Source organism: Bradyrhizobium sp. 137 (assembly GCF_023074095.1).
Classification (GTDB): Bacteria; Pseudomonadota; Alphaproteobacteria; order Rhizobiales; family Xanthobacteraceae; genus Bradyrhizobium.
Genome location: NZ_JADPKU010000119.1, coordinates 113,317 through 130,331 on the forward strand (window position 1 = coordinate 113,317; position 17,015 = coordinate 130,331).

The following is a 17,015-nucleotide window of genomic DNA, read 5'->3' on the forward strand; positions in this document are numbered from 1 at the left end:
ACTCCGAGATGGTTGTGGGTGCTAGACAGGCCGCGGCATATTGGATGCCCCGCCTGCGCGGGGGCATGACCGCGGCATGTGGGGACAGCCCCTACTTCTTCACCTTGCTTGCATCCATCTTGATGGAGGGATCGAGCATCTTGGTCGTGAACGCCGTCGACACGTCGAACGGCTTCTCCATACCGAGATAGGTTTGGACCAACTCGTAGTCTTTCTTCATCCGCTCGCCGTCGATCCAGCCGAGCGACTTCGTCGTCGTGAATTCGTCGGTCATCAGGGACTTGATGCGTTCCCACTGGCGCTCCTGGTTCTCCCTGTCGAGACCGGAGACCTGATCGAGCAGCGCCTTCAGGCATGGCGTGACGTCGGCGACGCAAGCTGCAAAGGCCTTCTGCGTGACGCGCACGAATTCCTCGACCACCTTGGGATTCTTCTGCAGATAAGCGCCGTTGACGATCAGCGAATTGCCATAAGGATTGAGCCCGATGTCCTTCCAGTTGATGTAGCCGAGATCGGGTCCGAACTCGATCACTTTCAGATCGTGCTCGTTGTAGAAGTCGCTGATGATGTCGACGGTGTGGCTCTTCAGCGCCGCGATCTTCGCGGTCGGCCCGACATTGACGAAGCCGACTGAATCTGGCGCAAGACCTGCGGCCTTGGCGAAGGCCGGCCACATCACGCGCGAGGCATCGCCAGGCGGGTTGCCGATCTTGTGCCCGGCAAAGTCCTTCACGCCGTTCACGCCATAGCTCTTCAGCCAGTAGAAGGTCTGGCCGGTATTGGCATAGACGCTCATCACCGCAACCGTGTCAGCGCCCTTGCTCTTGGCCACCAGCATGGTGGCGAGATCGGCGACGCCGAACGGCGAGCCGCCGGAGCCGACCTTGGCCGCGGAGACGCCGGAGCCTTTGCCGGTCTCGATCGTCAGGTCGATGCCCGCCTTCTCGTACCAGCCTTGAGCCTTGGCGTAATAATACGGCGAGTGATCGGCCGTCGGCGTCCAGTTCAGGATCAGATTGACCGCCTCGCCCGCGCGCGCAGGCATCGCCCACAGAGCGAGCGTCAGCGCCAAGACCAGGGCAGAGCCCGCCGCCTGCAATTGCTTCATCGCACCTCTCCTCATTGCCGCGACCCGGCTTGTCGCTCTCCCCATGTGAGGATACCAATGCAACAAGCCCGCCCTCAACTTGTCAACTATTTGGTTGGAAATGCCTGCAAAACGATCTGGCGACACCGTGCCGCAGCGCCGTGATCCCGTCGCCACCCGCAACAAGCTGCTCACCGCGGCGCGGCTGGAATTCGCCCGGCACGGCTTTGCGGGGGCCCGCGTCGACGAGATCGCCGAGCGTGCCGGCGTAAACAAGCAACTCGTCTATCACTATTTCGGCGACAAGGACGCGCTCTACCTCGCCGTGCTCGAATGGGTCTATGAGGACATCCGCGAGCAGGAGCGCAAGCTCAAGCTCGAAGGCCTGCCGCCGGAAAAGGCCATCCGCAGGCTGATCGAAGCCTCGTTCGACCATCTAGCGGCAAACCCCGATTTCATCGTGCTTCTGAACGACGAGAACCGCGGCGGCGCTCGCCACGTCCGCGGCTCGACGCGGCTGGAGGCGATGCACTCCCCGCTGGTGAGAAGCGTCTCCCACATCCTCAACGAGGGGGTGCGCGCCGGCGTGTTCCGCAAGGGGATCGATCCCGTTCAGCTCTATATCTCGATTGCGGGCCTCAGCTATTTCTTCTTCTCCAACACGCCGACGCTGTCGGCGATCTTCGGTAAGGACCTGTCGAGCCGCACCCAGCGCCGCGCCCGCCGCAGGCACGTCGCCGATTTGGTGCTGCAGTCGTTGCGGCCTTAATCAACCAGCTGGTTGAAACTTCGCTCAAGGCCGGTTAGGCTCGTCGTAACGGCAAGTGACCGTCGCAACAGGGAGCAATCGGTGACAGGAGACGCGGCCCGCACCTCGCGCAGCTTTGCGATCATCCTGATCGTGCATCTTGCTGTGCTCGTGCTCTGGCAGGTCGCGGTGGATGCTTTCCACGTGCCGAAATTCATCCTGCCCTCGCCGCTTGCCACCGTGCAGACGCTGGCAACCACAGGCTATGCCTGGGGTGCCAACACGCTGGTGACGTTGATCGAGATCCTCGGCGGCTTCGCGCTTGGCGCCTTCGTCGGTGTCGCGCTGGCCGTGATCTTCAGCTGGGCGCCGCTGCTCAGCCTCGCGCTGCTGCCGCTGTTCGTGACGCTGAACATGATCCCGAAGGTCGCGCTCGGCCCGCTCTTCATCGTCTGGTTCTCCTACGGCATCGTGCCGAACATTTTGATCGCCTTCAGCATCTGCTTCTTTCCGATCCTGCTCACCACTGCGCGCGGCCTGCGCGAGGTCGAGCCCGATCTGCTCGATCTCGTCAAATCGTTGCGCGGCTCGCGCTGGACGCTGTTCCGCAAGATCCAGTTGCCGGGATCGCTGCCTTACATCTTTTCCGGCATGAAGGTCGGCGCCATCCTCGCGGTGGCCGGCGCCATCGTCGGCGAGTTCATCGCCTCCGAGCGCGGGCTGGGCTACCTCATGATCCAGGTGCAATCGTCGCTCGACACGCCCGCGATGGTGATGGCCGTCGTGCTGCTGACGCTGCTCGGGGTCGCTCTCTACGGCCTGGTGCTCGCCCTCGAACGCATGTTCGTGGTTGGCGACGCGACACGGACCTGACAACGGCAGAACTAAGGACCAAATCCATGTTGCTCACCCGCCAGACCCTGCCGAAGACCATCCCTGACGTCGCCGCGCTCGACGAGCTCCTGTGCCGGCCGACGCAGGCACTGATCGACGACCTCGGGAAGGTCGAGGGCGACATCATGATCCTTGGCGTCGCCGGCAAGATGGGCCCGACGCTGGCGGGGCTCGCAAAAGCTGCCGCGCCGGATCGCCGCGTCATCGGTGTCGCGCGCTTCAGCGACGCCAGCGTCAAGGACTGGCTGCACGCGCGCGGCATCGAGACGATCAATTGCGATTTGATGGACGAAAGCGCCATTCACGCGCTGCCGAAGGCGCCCAACATCATCTTCATGGCCGGCCGCAAGTTCGGCGCGGAGGGCGATCTGTCGCTGACCTGGGCGATGAACGCGCATGTGCCGGCCCTGGTCGCGCAGGCCTTCCCCGCGTCCCGGATCGTGGCGTTCTCGACCGGCTGCATCTATCCTTTTGTCCCCGTCGACGGTAAGGGCTCGACCGAGGACATGGCGCCGAACCCGCCCGGCGAGTATGCCCAGTCCTGCGTCGGACGCGAGCGCATGTTCGAATATTTCTCGCGCAAATTCGGAACACCGGGCCGCCTGTTCCGCCTCAACTACGCGATCGACATGCGCTATGGCGTGTTGCACGACATCGCCATGAAAGTGCTGACGGGCACGCCAATCGACGTCAGCCTCGGCCACGTCAACTTCATCTGGCAGGGCGATGCGTCCGCCCAGGCGCTGCGCTGCCTCGCCCATTGCACGACACCGACCTCCCCGATCAATGTCAGCGGCCACGAGATCCTCGCGGTGCGCGATCTCGCGCAGAAGTTCGGTGCGAGGTTCGGCCGCGCACCGGTGCTGACAGGCAAGGAAGAGCCGACGGCATGGCTGACCGACACGTCGAAAGCGGTCGAGTTGTTCGGTTTGCCCGTCGTCGACACCGAGCAATTGATCGCCTGGACCGCGGACTGGGTCTCTCGCGCCATGCCGACGCTCGGCAAGCCCACCAAATACGAGGTGCGCGATGGACGCTACTGACGGTCTGTCCGTCATCAAGCTCGGCGTCGCCGATGCGAACGCCGGGCTGGCGCTGTCGACGGAAGCGCACTGGAACCAGACCGAAGAGGATTGGCTCGTTTTCCTGCGCGATGGTGTCGTGTTCGGCATCCGCGAGGGCGCGCGACTGGTGGCGACCGCAGCACTGCTGCCGTATTCCGACAACAACGCCTGGATCAGCATGGTGCTGGTGTCGGCAACGCATCGCCGCCGTGGTCTGGCGACACGCCTCGTCGATGCCTGCCTGGAAGCGGCGCGCAAGAACGGTCTCACGAGCTGGCTCGATGCGACGCCCGACGGAGCCGCCGTCTACGGGCGCCTCGGCTTCACACCGACCCTGCAATTGCGGCGGCTGAAGCTGATGAAACCTACGCCGGCATCTGCGGAGGCGCCGTCGGCCGCAACGCTCGAGGCGCTTTGTGCCCGCGACCAGCGCGCCACAGGTTTCGACCGGACCGCTCTGCTGACCGCCCTCGCACAGCGCGCCGGGTCGCGTATCGTCGCAGCCAATAGCAGCATTGCGCTCGTCCGCGATGGCAGAACCGCGCGCCATATCGGCCCCCTGTTCGCGGATCATGCCGTCGAAGCGCTGGCTCTGGTTCGCGTGATTGCGGGATCCGAGAATGGCCCGCTCCTGCTCGACGCTGTCGCCTCGCAACCCGCGTTCCTCGACGGATTGACCGCCTCGGGCTGGACCATCGAGCGGCCGTTTCAGCGCATGCGGTTCGGCCCACCCACCGCCGCCGCCGAAGAAACGCCATTCGCCGTCGCCGGCCCCGAATTCGGATAGGACATCATGCACCACAGCCAGATCAACAGCGACATCCGCAAGCTGATCGCCGAGGGCACCGTGCTGCCGGCGCATCCCCTCGCCCTCACCGCCGAGCGCCAGCTCGACAAGACGCATCAGCGCGCGCTGACGCGCTATTACGTCGATGCCGGCGCAGGCGGCCTTGCTGTCGGCGTGCACACGACGCAGTTCGCGATCCGCGACGTCGGCCTTTACCGTCCCGTGCTCGAGCTCGCCGCCGAGACAGCCGCGAGCTGGACCAAGCGTCCATTGGCGATGGTCGCAGGCCTTGTCGGCCCAACCAGCCAGGCAACCGCCGAGGCCCGCACCGCACGCGACATCGGCTATCACGCCGGCCTGCTCAGCCTCGCCGCGATGAAGAGCGCCTCCGAGGATGACATCATCGCGCATTGCACGGCCGTGGCCGCGGAGATCCCGCTGGTCGGCTTCTACCTCCAGCCGGCCGTGGGCGGTGTCATCCTGTCCAGCCAGTTCTGGCAGCGCTTCGCCTCGATCGACAATGTCATCGCGATCAAGATCGCGCCGTTTAACCGCTATAGGACTCTCGACGTGCTCCGCGGTGTCGCAGCCGCAGCCGCACTCGACCGCGTCGCGCTCTACACCGGCAATGACGACCACATCCTGCTCGACCTCACCCTGCCATTCGACCTGCGCGACAAGGGCATCACCACGCGAACCTACTTCAAGGGCGGCCTGCTCGGCCATTGGTCGGTGTGGACCGCGAGCGCCATACAACTCTTCGAGCGCTGCAAGGCCGCGCGGCACAAGGACAGCGTTCCGGCCGACCTGCTCGCGCTCGATGCCCGCGTCACCGACTGCAACAGCGCGTTCTTCGACGTCGCCAACAACTTTCACGGCTGCATCGCCGGCTGCCACGAGGTGCTGCGGCGTCAGGGCCTGATGCAGGGCCTGTGGTGCCTCGATCCGAACGAGGGCCTCAGCCCCGGCCAGAAGCAGGAGATCGACCGCATCTGTCGCGAGCACGCCGATCTCAACGACGATGCCTTCGTCGCCGCCCACCTGAACAAATGGCTGGCATGAGCTCCGAGCCCTTCATCAGCCTGCGCGGCGTCCGGAAAGTCTACCGCAGCGGCGGCGCCGAATTCCTGGCAGTCTCCGACGTCACCATGGACGTGCAGGAAGGTGAGCTGGTCTCGCTGGTCGGCCCTTCCGGCTGCGGCAAGACCACGGTGATGAAGATCCTGGCCGGGCTGCACGGCGCCGACGGCGGCACAGTGACAATCGGCAACGCCAAGAGCCCGTTCGATCCGACCCGCGACATCGGCATGGTGTTCCAGCAGGCGCTGCTCTTGAAGTGGCGCACCATTCTGGACAACGTGCTGCTGCCGGCCGAGATCGTCGGGCTGCCGATGAAGGCCGCGCGCGCGCGGGCGCACGATCTGCTCAATCTGGTCGGGCTTGCCGGCTACGAGCACAAATATCCGCAGCAGCTCTCCGGCGGTATGCAGCAGCGCACCGCGATCGCGCGCGCCTTCATTCACGATCCAAAGCTGATCCTGATGGACGAGCCGTTCGGTGCGCTGGATGCGCTGACGCGCGAGCAGATGAATCTCGAGATGCTGCGGATCTGGCGTGAGAGCGGCAAGACCATCATCTTCGTCACGCACTCGATCCAGGAAGCCGTCTTCCTGTCCTCGCACTGCGCCGTGCTGACGGCGGGTCCGGCGAAGATGGCCGATTATTTCCCGATCGACCTGCCCTTCCCGCGCGACCTGCCGCTGAAAACCACGGATGCGTTCGGCGTCTATGCGCGAAGGATCTATGCGAAGCTGGGGCTGGGCGCGGCGTAGCTCGCCACACGAAAATTCTCCAGGGTGGGCAGAGCGAAAGCGTGCCCACCCTGGCAAAGTGGAGCAAGGTATGGCGGGCACGGCGCAAATGCGCCTTTGCCCACCCTATGAGAGCTGCGCGCTCAGCTCTTGTTGCGTGTCTTGCTGAGCAGATAATTGTCGTAGAAGTTCTCCGCGATCTGCGTGTAGAACAGCAGCTCCTTCATATAGGCGTCGTGGCTGTCCTTCGTCCGCCTGAACAGATCGCTCTTGGCGGCGAGCTCGTTCAGATGATCATGAGTCGCGTTGTAGCAGGCCTCCAGCACCGGCTGCGGGAATGCCCTCAGCTCCGCGCCGTTGGCGATCAGCCGCTTCAGCGCCGCCGGATTCACGCTGTCGTACTTCTCGAGCATCCAGGCGCCGGCCGCAGATCCCGCCTGGTTGACGATCGCCTGATATTGCTTGGGCAGCGAGGCCCATTTCTCATCGTTGACGATCATGTGCAGCATGGCTCCGCCTTCCCACCAGCCCGGGAAATAATAGTATTTGGCGACCTTCTGGAAACCGAGCTTCTCGTCGTCATAGGGACCGACGAATTCGGCGGCATCGATCGTGCCCTTCTCGAGGGCCGGATAGACATCGCCACCGGCGATCTGTTGCGGGACGACGCCGAGCCGCGCCAGCACATGGCCGCCCATGCCCGCGATGCGGAATTTGAGTCCTTTGAGGTCGTCGACGGTCTTGATCTCCTTGCGGAACCAGCCGCCCATCTGGGTGCCGGAATTGCCGCAGAGGATGGCGTGGGCCTTGAAGGGTTTGAGCGCTTCGTTGGTGAGGTCGGCGCCGCCGCCGAAGTGCCACCATGATTCCTGGTGGCGATGGTTCATGCCGAACGGCGCGCCGGTGGCATAGGCCAGCGCCGGCTCCTTGCCGATGTAGAAATAGAGCGGCGTCTGCGCCATCTCCACCGAGGCGGTGCTGACGGCATCGAGCGCCTGCAGGCCGGGCACGAGCTCGCCGGCGGCGAAGGTCTGGATCTGGAATTTATTGTCGGTCGCTTCCGCGACGTATTTCGCGAACGTCTGCGCCGTACCGTAGATGGTGTCGAGCGACTTCGGGAAGCTCGAGGTTAGGCGCCATTTGATCTCGGGCGCGCCTTGCGCGAGCGCAGGGGCCGCAACCAGAGTCGTCGCGCCGGCGACTGCGCCGCCCTTGAGGAATGTACGGCGTTTCATTGGGGTCTCTCCCTAAAATTAAATCTCAAGCATATCGGCGTTCGGCCACGATGTCCGTCCTCGAATTGCGCTGGGGTCCATGGGACCTGCGGGACTGTGAGCCCCTCAGAGCAGCTTCGCACTGACGAACAGCGCGCGCACGGCGTTGGTTGCCTGCACTGCCAACATGGCGTTACCGGCAGCGCCCTCCAGCGCCTCGACAGCATCCTCATGCAGGGAGCGGAATTCCATCCATTCCACAGACTTGAAATTGGTCAGGAACTGATAGGCCTGGCCGACGGTCGCAATCGCCAGCGTGTCACCGTTCAGCTTGATCTTGAACGTCGTCCGCAGCGGGGTCTCGGAGTTTGATGGATCACTCATGGGCTGCTTCTGGACGAGGACGACTTAACGAAGGGGAAACGGCAGCCCCGCCGCGGCACGCAAGTATCAGGAATCAGTGCTCGCGCGCTGCGAGGCGGTCGCAGACCCGCGCAGGCTCGGCACCACGACCAGACGGTTGAACTCGCCATTGTCGTAGGCCTTGATGAAACGGTCATAGTCCTTGATCGAGACGCAACCGTTGGAATCGCCGCGCGGTCCGAGCATGTAATTGTGGGTGAGCAGGCCGACGCGCCCAAGCGCGTTGGTGCCTTCGACCGGCGTCATGCGCAGCGCGCGGACGCCATGGAACGGCTTTTCGCGCGGCTTCAGCTCGTAGGTTGCCGGCGGCGTCGCGCCGACCATGCGCCGATCGACATGGTCGGGGTTGTCCATCAGCGGGCCTAAGCCGGAATGGGCCTCGAGCGCCACGCCGCTTGGCAGGTAAACCGCCTTGGCCGAGATGTCATAGACCGCTGTCCGCGAATCGTAGCCGAGGGCCGCAAGATCGGGCGCCTTGCCGAACAGGCCGCTGTCGGGCGTCAGCGAGGCCAGCTTGATCTTGTCGGTGAATTTTTCGAAGAAATTGCGGTTATCGACCCGTGAACCAGTGTCGGCATACGCTTGGCTGGATGCGATCTGGGAGGCGAGATCGGCCTGGACCGGGCGCGAGCGCGGCATCGGGATGGTGTCGGCGCGCTGCGAGGGCCTCGCCTCCTCGGCCGCAGGCCGATCCTCTTCGGTCAGGATCGAGCGCCAGTCGTCGCCCTGGAGCCTCTCAGCCAGCATGGCCTTGGCATCGCGAAGCTTGAGCTGGACCGCGTTCAGGGCGGAGCGCTCCAGCGTCCGGAAGCCGAGTTCGCGGGCCGGCGGATTACCGGAGGCCGAAGCGAAGCGATCCTCGAATGAAGGGGCATTGGCCGGCGGCAACGCGGCGGAGACCAGTGGAGACGAATCGCCCATATCCGCGACCCACGCGGCGGCGCCAAGCGCCAGCGCGATCGCTGCCAGAGACAGCAAAATCGCTTCGGCTCGCCCGACACGGCGGCGCGACAACAGCCTCCCGGCATGTGCTGCGTCGGAAACCATCAGATCCCCAAATCGACCCCGGGGGTGCCCAACCCCCACCCGGAGACTCTATACCAGCTACCACATTGGGAGCCAAAAGTTAGGCATAATCGCGGCCGGCAAGGGCTGGCAACGGGTCCGGCAGGGCTTTCCCAAGGTATCCAATGACCGATCCTTTCGATCTCGAGCGCTTTATCCGGGCCCAGGACCCGGTCTATCGCGACGTGCAGGGCGAGCTGGCCCGGGGCCGGAAGCAGACTCACTGGATGTGGTTCATCTTCCCGCAGGTCGCCGGCCTCGGCGTCAGCGCCATGTCGCAGCGCTACGCGATCGGCTCCCGCGCGGAGGCCCAGGCCTATCTCGCCCATCCCGTCCTCGGGGGGCGCCTGATCGAATGTACCAGGCTCGTGCTCGCCGTTCAGGGGCGGACCATCAACGCGATCCTGGGCGCGCCGGATGATACGAAATTCCGCTCGTCGATGACGCTGTTCGGTGCGGTTTCCGATGAGCCCGTTTTCGATCAGGCCCTCGCCCGCTACTTCGCCGGCGAGCGCGACCGCGCCACGCTGGAGATCCTGGCGAAGCTCGATCGAGCATCCGGCTGAGTTGACACGAGCGGCAGCGTAAACCCGAGATTAATACCGGCTGCCTATCTTCCGAGCAAAATAATTCTCCCCGCGCCAATTGCCGGACAGATCATGAAAATCGGTACGCTCCTGACCACCGCCATCGTCTCGCTCTCGACCGTCGGCGGCGGCCTCGCCGTCTACGTCGCCGTGACCAAATATCAGACGATGGAGCGGATCGGCGAGGCGCAAGGCCGCCTGGCGATCGTCCGCGCGGCCAGCGACATCCCGCGCTGTCTCAACCCCGAGCGCGGCTTTTCCACCAACATCCTCTACGGCCCCGCCACGATCGACCCTGCGCTGCTCGCCGAACAGGACAAGCTGCGCAAGCAGACCGACGGTGCCCGCGACAGGATGAACGCGCTGCGCAAGGAGCTGCCCGGCTCCTTCGACGACGGCAACATCATCGGCAGCAACATCGACGGCATCAATGCGAAATTCACGGCGCTGCGGGAGGCCATCGACAAGGCGCTCGCAGGGCCCGCAGAGGCCCGCAAGGACGCGGCCAAGAAGATCGTCGCCGACAATGCCGTGCTCAACAGCGGCGTGACCGCGCTGCTCAACGAGCAGGTCCGCCGCATGGCGATTCTCAACGGCGACGCCTACCGGCAGGCCAGCTACGCCAACATCGCCATGACGCTGCGCGACGTCGGGGGCTTCAATTCCAGCCTGCACAAGAATCTCATCGGCGGCAAGAAACCGGCGACCGACGCCGAGAAGGCCGAGATCAGCCGCTCGCAGGGCCGCAACGATCAGATCGTGATGACGCTACAGGAACTGCGCGGCAATCCGGCGACTCCGGCGAACGTCGCCGCTGCGCTGGAGAAGTTCAACGCGGTCTATGTCGAGGAGTTCGGCCGCGAGCTCAAGCTGGTGAAGGACGGTGCGGTCAGCGGCAAGTACGAACACGACGTGGACACCTATTACGCCGCCACGCAGCGCGGTCTCGGCACCATCATCGATGTTCGCGACGCCTTTTATGATAATGCCGAGCAGATCCTTGCCGGCGCCTCCTCGGCCGCACGCACCAGCTTCACCGTCGCCCTCGTCGGCCTCCTTGCCGTGCTGATCGCCAGCGTCGGCCTCATTGTGGTGGTTCGCCGCCGCGTCTGCGCCCCAATCGTCAGCCTGACGACGCGGATGTCACGGCTTGCCGATGGCGAGGTTGCCGACGGCATCCCCGGTGCCGAGCGCTCCGACGAGATCGGCGCGATGGCCGCGGCGGTTCAGGTGTTCAAGGACAACATGATCCGGGCCGACCGGCTCGCCGCCGAGAAGCAGGCCGAGAACGACGGCAAGATGCGCCGTGCCCAGGCGCTCGACGACCTCACCCGCGCCTTCGAGGCCAAGGTCACCGAGCTGGTCGGCGGTCTGTCCCGGGCCTCCGCGACGATGGAAAGCACGGCGCAGTCGATGACCTCGACCGCGGCCCAGACCAACAGCCAGGCCGCAATCGTCGCCGCCGCCTCCGAACAGACCTCGACCAACGTGCAGACGGTTGCCAGCGCCACCGAGGAGCTGACCTCCTCGATCGCGGAGATCGGCCGTCAGGTCGCGCAATCCACCGAGATCGCCGCCCGCGCCGTCGACAATGCCCGCCGCACCGGCGATACCGCGCGCACGCTCGCCGAAGGCGCGCAGAAGATCGGCGACGTCGTCACGCTGATCCAGAGCATCGCCGAGCAGACCAACCTGCTGGCGCTGAACGCGACCATCGAGGCCGCCCGCGCCGGCGATGCCGGCCGCGGCTTTGCGGTGGTTGCTTCCGAAGTGAAGTCGCTGGCGGGCCAGACCGCCAAGGCCACCACCGAAATCTCCGAGCAGATCACCGCGATCCAGAGCGCGAGCGACGAGACCGTGGCCGCGATCCGCAACGTCGCCGACGTCATCGCCGAGATCGACCAGATTGGCGCTGCGATTGCCGCCGCGATCGAGGAGCAGGGCTCAGCCACCAAGGAAATCGCCCGCAGCGTCCAGGAGGCCGCCCGCGGCACCCAGGAAGTCAACAGCAACATCTCCGGCGTGCAACGCGCCGCGGATGACTCGGGAGCCGCCGCCCGGGAGGTGCTGGGCGCCGCCGAGCAGCTCTCGACCCAATCGCGCGATCTCGCCGGACAGTTCGACCGCTTCCTTGGCGAGGTCAGGGCGGCGTAAGACGTCTCAATAAGGCGGCGCCGTGCGCGCCCGCTGCGCTTTGGCCGCCTCGATCCACCACGCAAGATCGTCGGCAAAGCGCGGGAACGAGCGTTCCAGCGCCTTGCCGCCGTCGCCGATCGGCTCTCCGTCGTCCGACAGCGTCTGCGCGATCGGGCCGACGCCGATCGTGCTCGACACCACCACCATGCCCATCTCCGACAGCGTGCCGTGCCAGGCGGTCGCGGCGCGCGCGCCCGAGAGCCGGCCGGCCGAGTAGCTCACGATCGCGGCCGGACGCCAGAACCATTCTTCGAGGAAATGGTCGGTGAGGTTCTTCAGGCCGGGCTGGATGCCCCAATTGTATTCGCCGGTGACAAAAACAAAACCATCGGCGCCGCGGATCTGTCCGGCCAGCCTTTCCAGCGCCTCCGGCGCGGTGCCTTTGGGATATTCCTTGTACATGCGGTCCAGCATCGGCAGGCCGATCGTCTTGGCGTCGATGAATTCGACCTCCTGGCCGCGGCCGCGCAGACGATTGATGACGAAATTCGCAAGGCGGATGCCCATGCGCTCGGAACGATAGGAACCGTAGAGGACGAGGATGCGATTGCTCATGATGGCCGCATCCTAGCATGTCGCCGGGGCGCGCAGAGATTCTCTTTGTCGCGGCGCTGGAGTGTCGCGGTACTTGAGCGTCGCGATGCTCGAGCGTCGCGGCGCTTCAGTGCGTCGCGCGATATCTGGCGCGGTGCGGAATGGACCGGCAGGCCAGGCCGTCGGCCAGCAGCTTCATGTCCTCGTGCTTGCCACTGCGGATCAGCCGGCCGAGCTCCTCGGATGTGAAAGGAAGACTTGGATCGTCATCGATCGGGCGCCGCATTCGCGGACCAAATAACCGTCGAACCAGGCTAGCCAGCCGCCGCATGTGAATTCCCTCGCGCCAGCAACAAACCTCTCAGTCTGCATATTGTTCCTCCCGCACCTTCGAGATTGCAAGAGGCCGCTAACGACTCCGCGCCAAAAATTTCCGCCGGAGAATAATCTCCTTCACGTCGTGCTATTCGGCAAAACCCACGTAGCGCACGAACTCGTCGTTATGTTCGCGGTCCGAGCGAACTGCATTCGCGGCAAAGCTGTCGTCGGAATAGCCCAGCGCGACGCAGGGTCATGATCACCTCGTCCTCCGGAATATTCGCGACCTCGCGCACGATGTCCGAGCGCATGATGCCCTGTCCGTTGATCACCGAACCGAGGCCGCGATCCCACGCCGCGAGCACGATGCCGTAGCAGAGCGCACCGAGATCGAAATGGCAGACCGCGCCGGGATCGCGCGCGGCACCGGCTCCTTCTTGAAGCCACGCACGCTGCGGCGCGACTGCACCAACGTTTCGAATTCCACCTCTTGAACCTCCCTGCCCGTTCTACCTGCGTTGCAGCGCCGGTTGCCGATGCGGCGCGCAAAATCTATGCTGACCCGCAAGCAAGACCAAGAACCCCGCGAGGAGATACGCCATGGCCGCGCCGCTAGATCCCGTCATCGCCCAGATCATTCCGCTCATGCCGATGCGCGATCCCACCACGATGACGCCACAGAGCGCCCGCGATTCCTTGCGCGCACTGGCTGCCTCGCGCGCGGCCATTCCGCCACCGCGCGTCGATAGCGTGCAGGATATCAAGGTGAAAGGCGGCGCTGGCCCGCTCGATGCACGCGTCTATCGGGTCGGCTCCACGCCTGCACCGACGGTGGTGTTCTTCCATGGCGGCGGCTGGGTTGCCGGCGATCTCGAAACCCATGACCGGCAGGCGCGCAACCTCGCGATCGAGACCGGCGCGGTCGTCGTCTCCGTCGACTATCGCCGCCCGCCCGAGACGCGCTTCCCCGGCGCCTTCGAGGATGCCTTCGCCGCCGTCAGTGACATCTTCAACCGCGTCGCGGAATTTGGCGGCGATGCGAAGCGCGTCGGCGTAGCCGGCGACAGCGCCGGCGGCAATCTCGCGGCGACCATCGCGATCGCTTGCCGCGATGCCGGCATCAAGCTTGCCGCGCAATTATTGGTCTATCCCGTAACCGACGTCCTCGGCGCTTATGCCGATGCGCGCGAGAACGCGCGCTATCCCTCGCGCGCCGAGAATGCCGATGGTTACTTCCTGACGCGTGCCACGATGGAATGGTTTTGCGGCCATTATCTCGCCGATCCCCGCCATGCTTCGGACTGGCGGGTCTCACCCCTGCGCGCGGCATCTCTCGCCGGTGTCGCACCCGCGGTCGTGACCACCGCCTGGTTCGATCCCCTGCGCGACGAGGGCGCGGCCTATGCGCGGGCACTGGAGGCGGCCGGCGTCCGCGTCAAGCACCATGAGGGCCCCGGCCTGATCCATGGCTATTTCGGCATGGGCGATGCCTCGGACGTCGCGCGCGCCGAGGCGCAGCGTGCACGCGCCGACTTCAAGGCCCTGCTCATGCGCGGCGTCTGAGAGCGCTAGATGCTCCGCGCCCGCTGCGCGCCAGTGTGCCCCCAGGTTTCGTCCCAATCCTGGCCGGCGGCGTCGACGACGCGGCCGTCGGCTTCGAAGAACTTGTTCGGCACCTGGAAGATCGCCAGGATCAGGGCGCCCTCGGGGCACCACGCGGCGTGCCGGCTGCCCGCCTCGCGCCAGATGAATTCGCCGGCTTTGCAGACGATCCCCTTGGCCGGTCCCTCCTTGTCGACGAGCGCGCCTTCGATGACGTAGCTCTGCTCGATGCCGACATGCTCATGATCGGGCAGCACCGATCCCGGGGCAAAGCGCATCAAGGCGGTCATCAGGCCGCTGCCGCGGTCGAACAGCAGCGTCTTGGCTTCGCAGCCTGGAAAGCGTGTCTTTTGCCAGTCCATGTCTTGGGGACGAACCAGATGAGAATGCCGATCCGCGGCTGCCTGGTCTTCGGGGCTCACGGCGTCCATCACGATGCTCCCTCTCTCTCGACCGCTCGAAGCTAGCAGGATCGCCCCGCCCGGTCAGCGAGCAGTGCAACAAGTGGAGGCCTTTGCCGGTCGCGCCCAAAAAATCGGCAGGGCCGACCGGACGACGCCCGCTCATCCCGCTTGATTGCGCCATGATTCCCGGCTCCAATCCTCCCGCCATTCTGGCTTAGGGAGACATCCATGATGAAGCGGATTTTGCTCGCGGCGGTCGTTGCCACCTTTGCAGCGGGTTCGGCCTTCGCCGAGGACACCTGCGAGAGCAAGGCGGTCGGCAAGGACGGCAAGCCGCTGGCCGGCGCCGCCAAGACCTCGTTCCTGAAAAAGTGCAAGGCCGACGCCTGCGCACCCAAGGCCGTCGGCTCCGACGGCAAGCCGCTCGCCGGCGCCGCCAAGAACAGTTTTATGAAGAAGTGCGAGGTCGGCGCGTAAGCATAAGGTGCGCCACTTCTGGCCTTTCGTGACCCGGACAGCGCAGCTTCCCGAGCGGTACGAACATCGCCCATAGCGACGCGCGGCGGAGGAGCGGTGCGTCCTGGCGCTTGGACGACGAATTGCGTGGCGACGCGCCGCCTCCGCGACACGAGACCGGTCCTGCGCGCTCGCCGGTCCGCGACCGTCAATCCCGGCTGAACCGATCATCGAACGCCTCGCCCAAACGCCTAGCACGAATCGTGCAGATCGTTTGAATACAACCAGCAGGCAAGTGATTGTAATTTGCAGGTTCGCGCTGTGATTTGGTTCACAGCCCGCTCTTGCACTCCTCGTGTAAGATCCAGCCGTACACGGAGGTGGTGCTCGAATAACATCTCGTCATGGCAATTCACACGCGATGGCATCTGTTGCCGGTATCACTCGCGCGAGCAAGCAACGTTTGCGGTCGATGCAATGACTGCGATCCATTTCGCCTGAAGCGGGTCCAACTTCACCAACGCTGAACTGGGCAGGTCGCAACGATATCGCAACGCTCGTTGCAGACGCCCTGGCCGCGGGGCAACTGGAAGTCAGCCTTTGACTTGATTCAACCGGAAGGCGTTCGGCTATGCTATCAATGGCCTCACGTTCTGCTATCCTCCTCCCCATTCTGCGAGGTAGCGGGGCCATTGCGGTGAACCATCCCGATATCGATGTTGCCGGCGCGCCGCCGACCAAGCGCGTCCTCGCTATTCTGGCAGCCGACGTCGTGGGCTATGCTCGCCTTACCGAGCTTGCGGAGGAGGCCACACACGTCCGCCTGCGAGCGCTTCGTTTTGGCGTGGTCAATCCGTGCATTGTCTCCTTCCGCGGCAGGATCGTGAAGAATACCGGCGACGGATTTCTCGCCTCGTTCGATTCCTCCCTCGATGCCGCGCGCTGTGCGATCGCCCTGCAGCACGAGATCGCTGCAGCGCAGAGCCGCGAAGGATACGATCGCAAGATACATTTTCGGATGGGCCTCAATGTTGCGCAAACCATCGTTGAATCCGAGGACATCTTCGGCAAGGGCGTCAACATAGCGGTGAGGCTCGAGCAGTCCGCGCCCGCTGGAGGCGTGGTGCTTTCCGACGAGATGTTCCAGCAGATTAAGGACCGCCTCGACGTGCCTGTCGAAGACCTGGGCCCCCTCCGGCTCAAGCACCTTGCGCGTCCGGTCCACGCTTATTCTCTCGTATTGCCAGAAGTCGAGCGATTGCCGTCGAGCGGTGGCCGCAGGGCGAGCCGGCAGGCCAAGGTGCCCTATATCGCGGTGCTGCCGTTTCGTACGCAGGGAGGGAATGCGGATGACGACTACTCCGGCGACGGGATCGCCGGCGAGATCGTCGTGGCGCTTCAGAACCTGCGTGGGCTGTTCGTCATTTCAAGCATGTCAACCCTGCCCTATCGCAATGGACCGATCGACAGCCAAAAGGTCGGCCAAGAGCTCGGCGTCCGATACGTCCTGAGCGGCAGCATTCGCCGAGCCGACAAGCAGATCCGCATTGGGGTGGAATTGAAGGACATCGAAGCGGGCATCATGCTGTGGGCAGATCGCTATGACGGCGACGTCTCCGAACTCTTCGAGTTTCAAAGCCGCATCGCAACGCGGATCGTGTGGAGCATCGCTCCCCAGGTGCGCGAAGCAGAGCTGAAGCGCGCACTTCGTAAGCGTTCGGACAACCTTTCAATTACCCACAAATTCTCCTCCGACCATGACACCTAGCGCTATGTCGGTGAGGCGTGACAGCCCGCGCCACATGACGGTATTGCCGGGTGGCGC

18 protein-coding genes and 2 pseudogenes are annotated in these 17,015 nt (G+C 64.6%); 12 read left to right on the top strand and 8 right to left on the bottom strand.

Features of this window, described 5'->3' with window-relative positions; all coding sequences use genetic code 11:
- Positions 1-91: 91 nt before the first annotated feature.
- A complete protein-coding gene (locus IVA78_RS30180; RefSeq protein WP_247469117.1) occupies positions 92-1,108 on the bottom strand; it encodes an ABC transporter substrate-binding protein in 1,017 nt (338 codons plus the stop codon).
- Positions 1,109-1,208: 100 nt separating this feature from the next.
- Here IVA78_RS30180 and IVA78_RS30185 point away from each other — a divergent pair, with 100 nt between their 5' ends.
- The 6 genes from IVA78_RS30185 to IVA78_RS30210 all read left to right on the top strand — a co-directional run bounded on the left by IVA78_RS30185 (position 1,209) and on the right by IVA78_RS30210 (position 6,412).
- A complete protein-coding gene (locus IVA78_RS30185) occupies positions 1,209-1,856 on the top strand; it encodes a TetR/AcrR family transcriptional regulator (protein WP_249797067.1) in 648 nt (215 codons plus the stop codon).
- Positions 1,857-1,937: 81 nt separating this feature from the next.
- A complete protein-coding gene (locus IVA78_RS30190; RefSeq protein ID WP_247277294.1) occupies positions 1,938-2,708 on the top strand; it encodes an ABC transporter permease in 771 nt (256 codons plus the stop codon).
- A 26-nt stretch (positions 2,709-2,734) separates the two neighbouring features.
- Complete coding sequence (locus IVA78_RS30195) at positions 2,735-3,772, top strand: NAD(P)-dependent oxidoreductase (RefSeq protein ID WP_247277295.1); 1,038 nt, start codon at positions 2,735-2,737, stop codon at positions 3,770-3,772.
- Complete coding sequence (locus IVA78_RS30200; RefSeq protein ID WP_247277296.1) at positions 3,759-4,580, top strand: GNAT family N-acetyltransferase; 822 nt, start codon at positions 3,759-3,761, stop codon at positions 4,578-4,580. The genes IVA78_RS30195 and IVA78_RS30200 overlap by 14 nt, the downstream gene beginning before the upstream one ends.
- A gap of 6 nt (positions 4,581-4,586) precedes the next feature.
- On the top strand, positions 4,587-5,642 hold the full coding sequence (locus IVA78_RS30205) for a dihydrodipicolinate synthase family protein (protein WP_247469119.1): 1,056 nt from the start codon (positions 4,587-4,589) through the stop codon (positions 5,640-5,642).
- Positions 5,630-6,412, top strand: coding sequence for an ABC transporter ATP-binding protein (locus IVA78_RS30210; protein WP_247277298.1), 783 nt, complete (start codon positions 5,630-5,632; stop codon positions 6,410-6,412). Before IVA78_RS30205 ends, IVA78_RS30210 begins: the two co-directional genes overlap by 13 nt.
- Before the next feature lie 122 nt (positions 6,413-6,534).
- On the opposite strand, the gene IVA78_RS30215 is transcribed toward IVA78_RS30210, so the two are convergent.
- The 3 genes from IVA78_RS30215 to IVA78_RS30225 all read right to left on the bottom strand — a co-directional run bounded on the left by IVA78_RS30215 (position 6,535) and on the right by IVA78_RS30225 (position 9,006).
- Positions 6,535-7,626: a substrate-binding domain-containing protein gene (locus IVA78_RS30215; RefSeq protein ID WP_247277299.1), complete on the bottom strand. Its 1,092-nt coding sequence runs from the start codon at positions 7,624-7,626 to the stop codon at positions 6,535-6,537.
- 105 nt (positions 7,627-7,731) lie between these two features.
- Positions 7,732-7,989 carry a hypothetical protein gene (locus tag IVA78_RS30220; RefSeq protein ID WP_247277300.1) on the bottom strand — a complete coding sequence of 86 codons (258 nt, stop codon included), beginning with the start codon at positions 7,987-7,989 and terminating at the stop codon, positions 7,732-7,734.
- A 66-nt stretch (positions 7,990-8,055) separates the two neighbouring features.
- The gene (locus IVA78_RS30225; RefSeq protein ID WP_247277316.1) at positions 8,056-9,006 is read right to left on the bottom strand and encodes a DUF2778 domain-containing protein; all 951 of its coding nucleotides are present in this window, start codon (positions 9,004-9,006) and stop codon (positions 8,056-8,058) included.
- 212 nt (positions 9,007-9,218) lie between these two features.
- Between IVA78_RS30225 and IVA78_RS30230 the strand changes: the two genes are divergently transcribed.
- Together IVA78_RS30230 and IVA78_RS30235 are read left to right on the top strand one after the other, a co-directional pair.
- Positions 9,219-9,659, top strand: a complete 441-nt coding sequence (locus tag IVA78_RS30230; RefSeq protein ID WP_247277301.1) for a DUF1810 domain-containing protein — start codon at positions 9,219-9,221, stop codon at positions 9,657-9,659.
- A 93-nt stretch (positions 9,660-9,752) separates the two neighbouring features.
- On the top strand, positions 9,753-11,834 hold the full coding sequence (locus IVA78_RS30235; protein ID WP_247469122.1) for a methyl-accepting chemotaxis protein: 2,082 nt from the start codon (positions 9,753-9,755) through the stop codon (positions 11,832-11,834).
- A 6-nt stretch (positions 11,835-11,840) separates the two neighbouring features.
- Here the strand turns inward: IVA78_RS30235 and IVA78_RS30240 are convergent, their stop codons facing one another.
- The 3 genes and pseudogenes from IVA78_RS30240 to IVA78_RS34690 form a co-directional block, all read right to left on the bottom strand.
- Positions 11,841-12,431: an NADPH-dependent FMN reductase gene (locus IVA78_RS30240; RefSeq protein ID WP_247277303.1), complete on the bottom strand. Its 591-nt coding sequence runs from the start codon at positions 12,429-12,431 to the stop codon at positions 11,841-11,843.
- Positions 12,432-12,537: 106 nt separating this feature from the next.
- Positions 12,538-12,696, bottom strand: coding sequence for a hypothetical protein (locus IVA78_RS30245; protein ID WP_247277304.1), 159 nt, complete (start codon positions 12,694-12,696; stop codon positions 12,538-12,540).
- A gap of 177 nt (positions 12,697-12,873) precedes the next feature.
- Positions 12,874-13,144 (bottom strand): annotated as a pseudogene (locus tag IVA78_RS34690) (nitroreductase family protein); the annotation flags it as partial.
- A gap of 184 nt (positions 13,145-13,328) precedes the next feature.
- Here IVA78_RS34690 and IVA78_RS30255 point away from each other — a divergent pair.
- On the top strand, positions 13,329-14,291 hold the full coding sequence (locus IVA78_RS30255; RefSeq protein ID WP_247277306.1) for an alpha/beta hydrolase: 963 nt from the start codon (positions 13,329-13,331) through the stop codon (positions 14,289-14,291).
- Positions 14,292-14,296: 5 nt separating this feature from the next.
- On the opposite strand, the gene IVA78_RS30260 is transcribed toward IVA78_RS30255, so the two are convergent.
- The gene (locus IVA78_RS30260; protein ID WP_247277307.1) at positions 14,297-14,761 is read right to left on the bottom strand and encodes a cupin domain-containing protein; all 465 of its coding nucleotides are present in this window, start codon (positions 14,759-14,761) and stop codon (positions 14,297-14,299) included.
- A 201-nt stretch (positions 14,762-14,962) separates the two neighbouring features.
- On the opposite strand from IVA78_RS30260, the gene IVA78_RS30265 reads away from it, so the two are divergent.
- The 3 genes and pseudogenes from IVA78_RS30265 (at position 14,963) to IVA78_RS34700 (ending at position 16,958) form a co-directional block, all read left to right on the top strand.
- On the top strand, positions 14,963-15,211 hold the full coding sequence (locus tag IVA78_RS30265; protein ID WP_247277308.1) for a hypothetical protein: 249 nt from the start codon (positions 14,963-14,965) through the stop codon (positions 15,209-15,211).
- A 619-nt stretch (positions 15,212-15,830) separates the two neighbouring features.
- Positions 15,831-16,334 (top strand): annotated as a pseudogene (locus tag IVA78_RS34695) (adenylate/guanylate cyclase domain-containing protein); the annotation flags it as partial.
- Between the two features lie 156 nt (positions 16,335-16,490).
- A complete protein-coding gene (locus IVA78_RS34700; protein ID WP_247277317.1) occupies positions 16,491-16,958 on the top strand; it encodes a hypothetical protein in 468 nt (155 codons plus the stop codon).
- The last annotated feature ends 57 nt before the right edge of the window (positions 16,959-17,015 follow it).

Excerpts from the sequence above, each read along its gene's own strand:
- IVA78_RS30180 (WP_247469117.1), bottom strand. The coding sequence starts at position 1,108 with ATGAAGCAATTGCAGGCGGCGGGCTCTGCCCTGGTCTTGGCGCTGACG.
- IVA78_RS30185 (WP_249797067.1), top strand. The coding sequence starts at position 1,209 with ATGCCTGCAAAACGATCTGGCGACACCGTGCCGCAGCGCCGTGATCCC.
- IVA78_RS30195 (WP_247277295.1), top strand. The coding sequence starts at position 2,735 with ATGTTGCTCACCCGCCAGACCCTGCCGAAGACCATCCCTGACGTCGCC.
- IVA78_RS30200 (WP_247277296.1), top strand. The coding sequence starts at position 3,759 with ATGGACGCTACTGACGGTCTGTCCGTCATCAAGCTCGGCGTCGCCGAT.
- IVA78_RS30205 (WP_247469119.1), top strand. The coding sequence starts at position 4,587 with ATGCACCACAGCCAGATCAACAGCGACATCCGCAAGCTGATCGCCGAG.
- IVA78_RS30210 (WP_247277298.1), top strand. The coding sequence starts at position 5,630 with ATGGCTGGCATGAGCTCCGAGCCCTTCATCAGCCTGCGCGGCGTCCGG.
- IVA78_RS30215 (WP_247277299.1), bottom strand. The coding sequence starts at position 7,626 with ATGAAACGCCGTACATTCCTCAAGGGCGGCGCAGTCGCCGGCGCGACG.
- IVA78_RS30220 (WP_247277300.1), bottom strand. The coding sequence starts at position 7,989 with ATGAGTGATCCATCAAACTCCGAGACCCCGCTGCGGACGACGTTCAAG.
- IVA78_RS30230 (WP_247277301.1), top strand. The coding sequence starts at position 9,219 with ATGACCGATCCTTTCGATCTCGAGCGCTTTATCCGGGCCCAGGACCCG.
- IVA78_RS30235 (WP_247469122.1), top strand. The coding sequence starts at position 9,753 with ATGAAAATCGGTACGCTCCTGACCACCGCCATCGTCTCGCTCTCGACC.
- IVA78_RS30240 (WP_247277303.1), bottom strand. The coding sequence starts at position 12,431 with ATGAGCAATCGCATCCTCGTCCTCTACGGTTCCTATCGTTCCGAGCGC.
- IVA78_RS30245 (WP_247277304.1), bottom strand. The coding sequence starts at position 12,696 with ATGCGGCGCCCGATCGATGACGATCCAAGTCTTCCTTTCACATCCGAG.
- IVA78_RS30255 (WP_247277306.1), top strand. The coding sequence starts at position 13,329 with ATGGCCGCGCCGCTAGATCCCGTCATCGCCCAGATCATTCCGCTCATG.
- IVA78_RS30260 (WP_247277307.1), bottom strand. The coding sequence starts at position 14,761 with ATGGACGCCGTGAGCCCCGAAGACCAGGCAGCCGCGGATCGGCATTCT.
- IVA78_RS30265 (WP_247277308.1), top strand. The coding sequence starts at position 14,963 with ATGATGAAGCGGATTTTGCTCGCGGCGGTCGTTGCCACCTTTGCAGCG.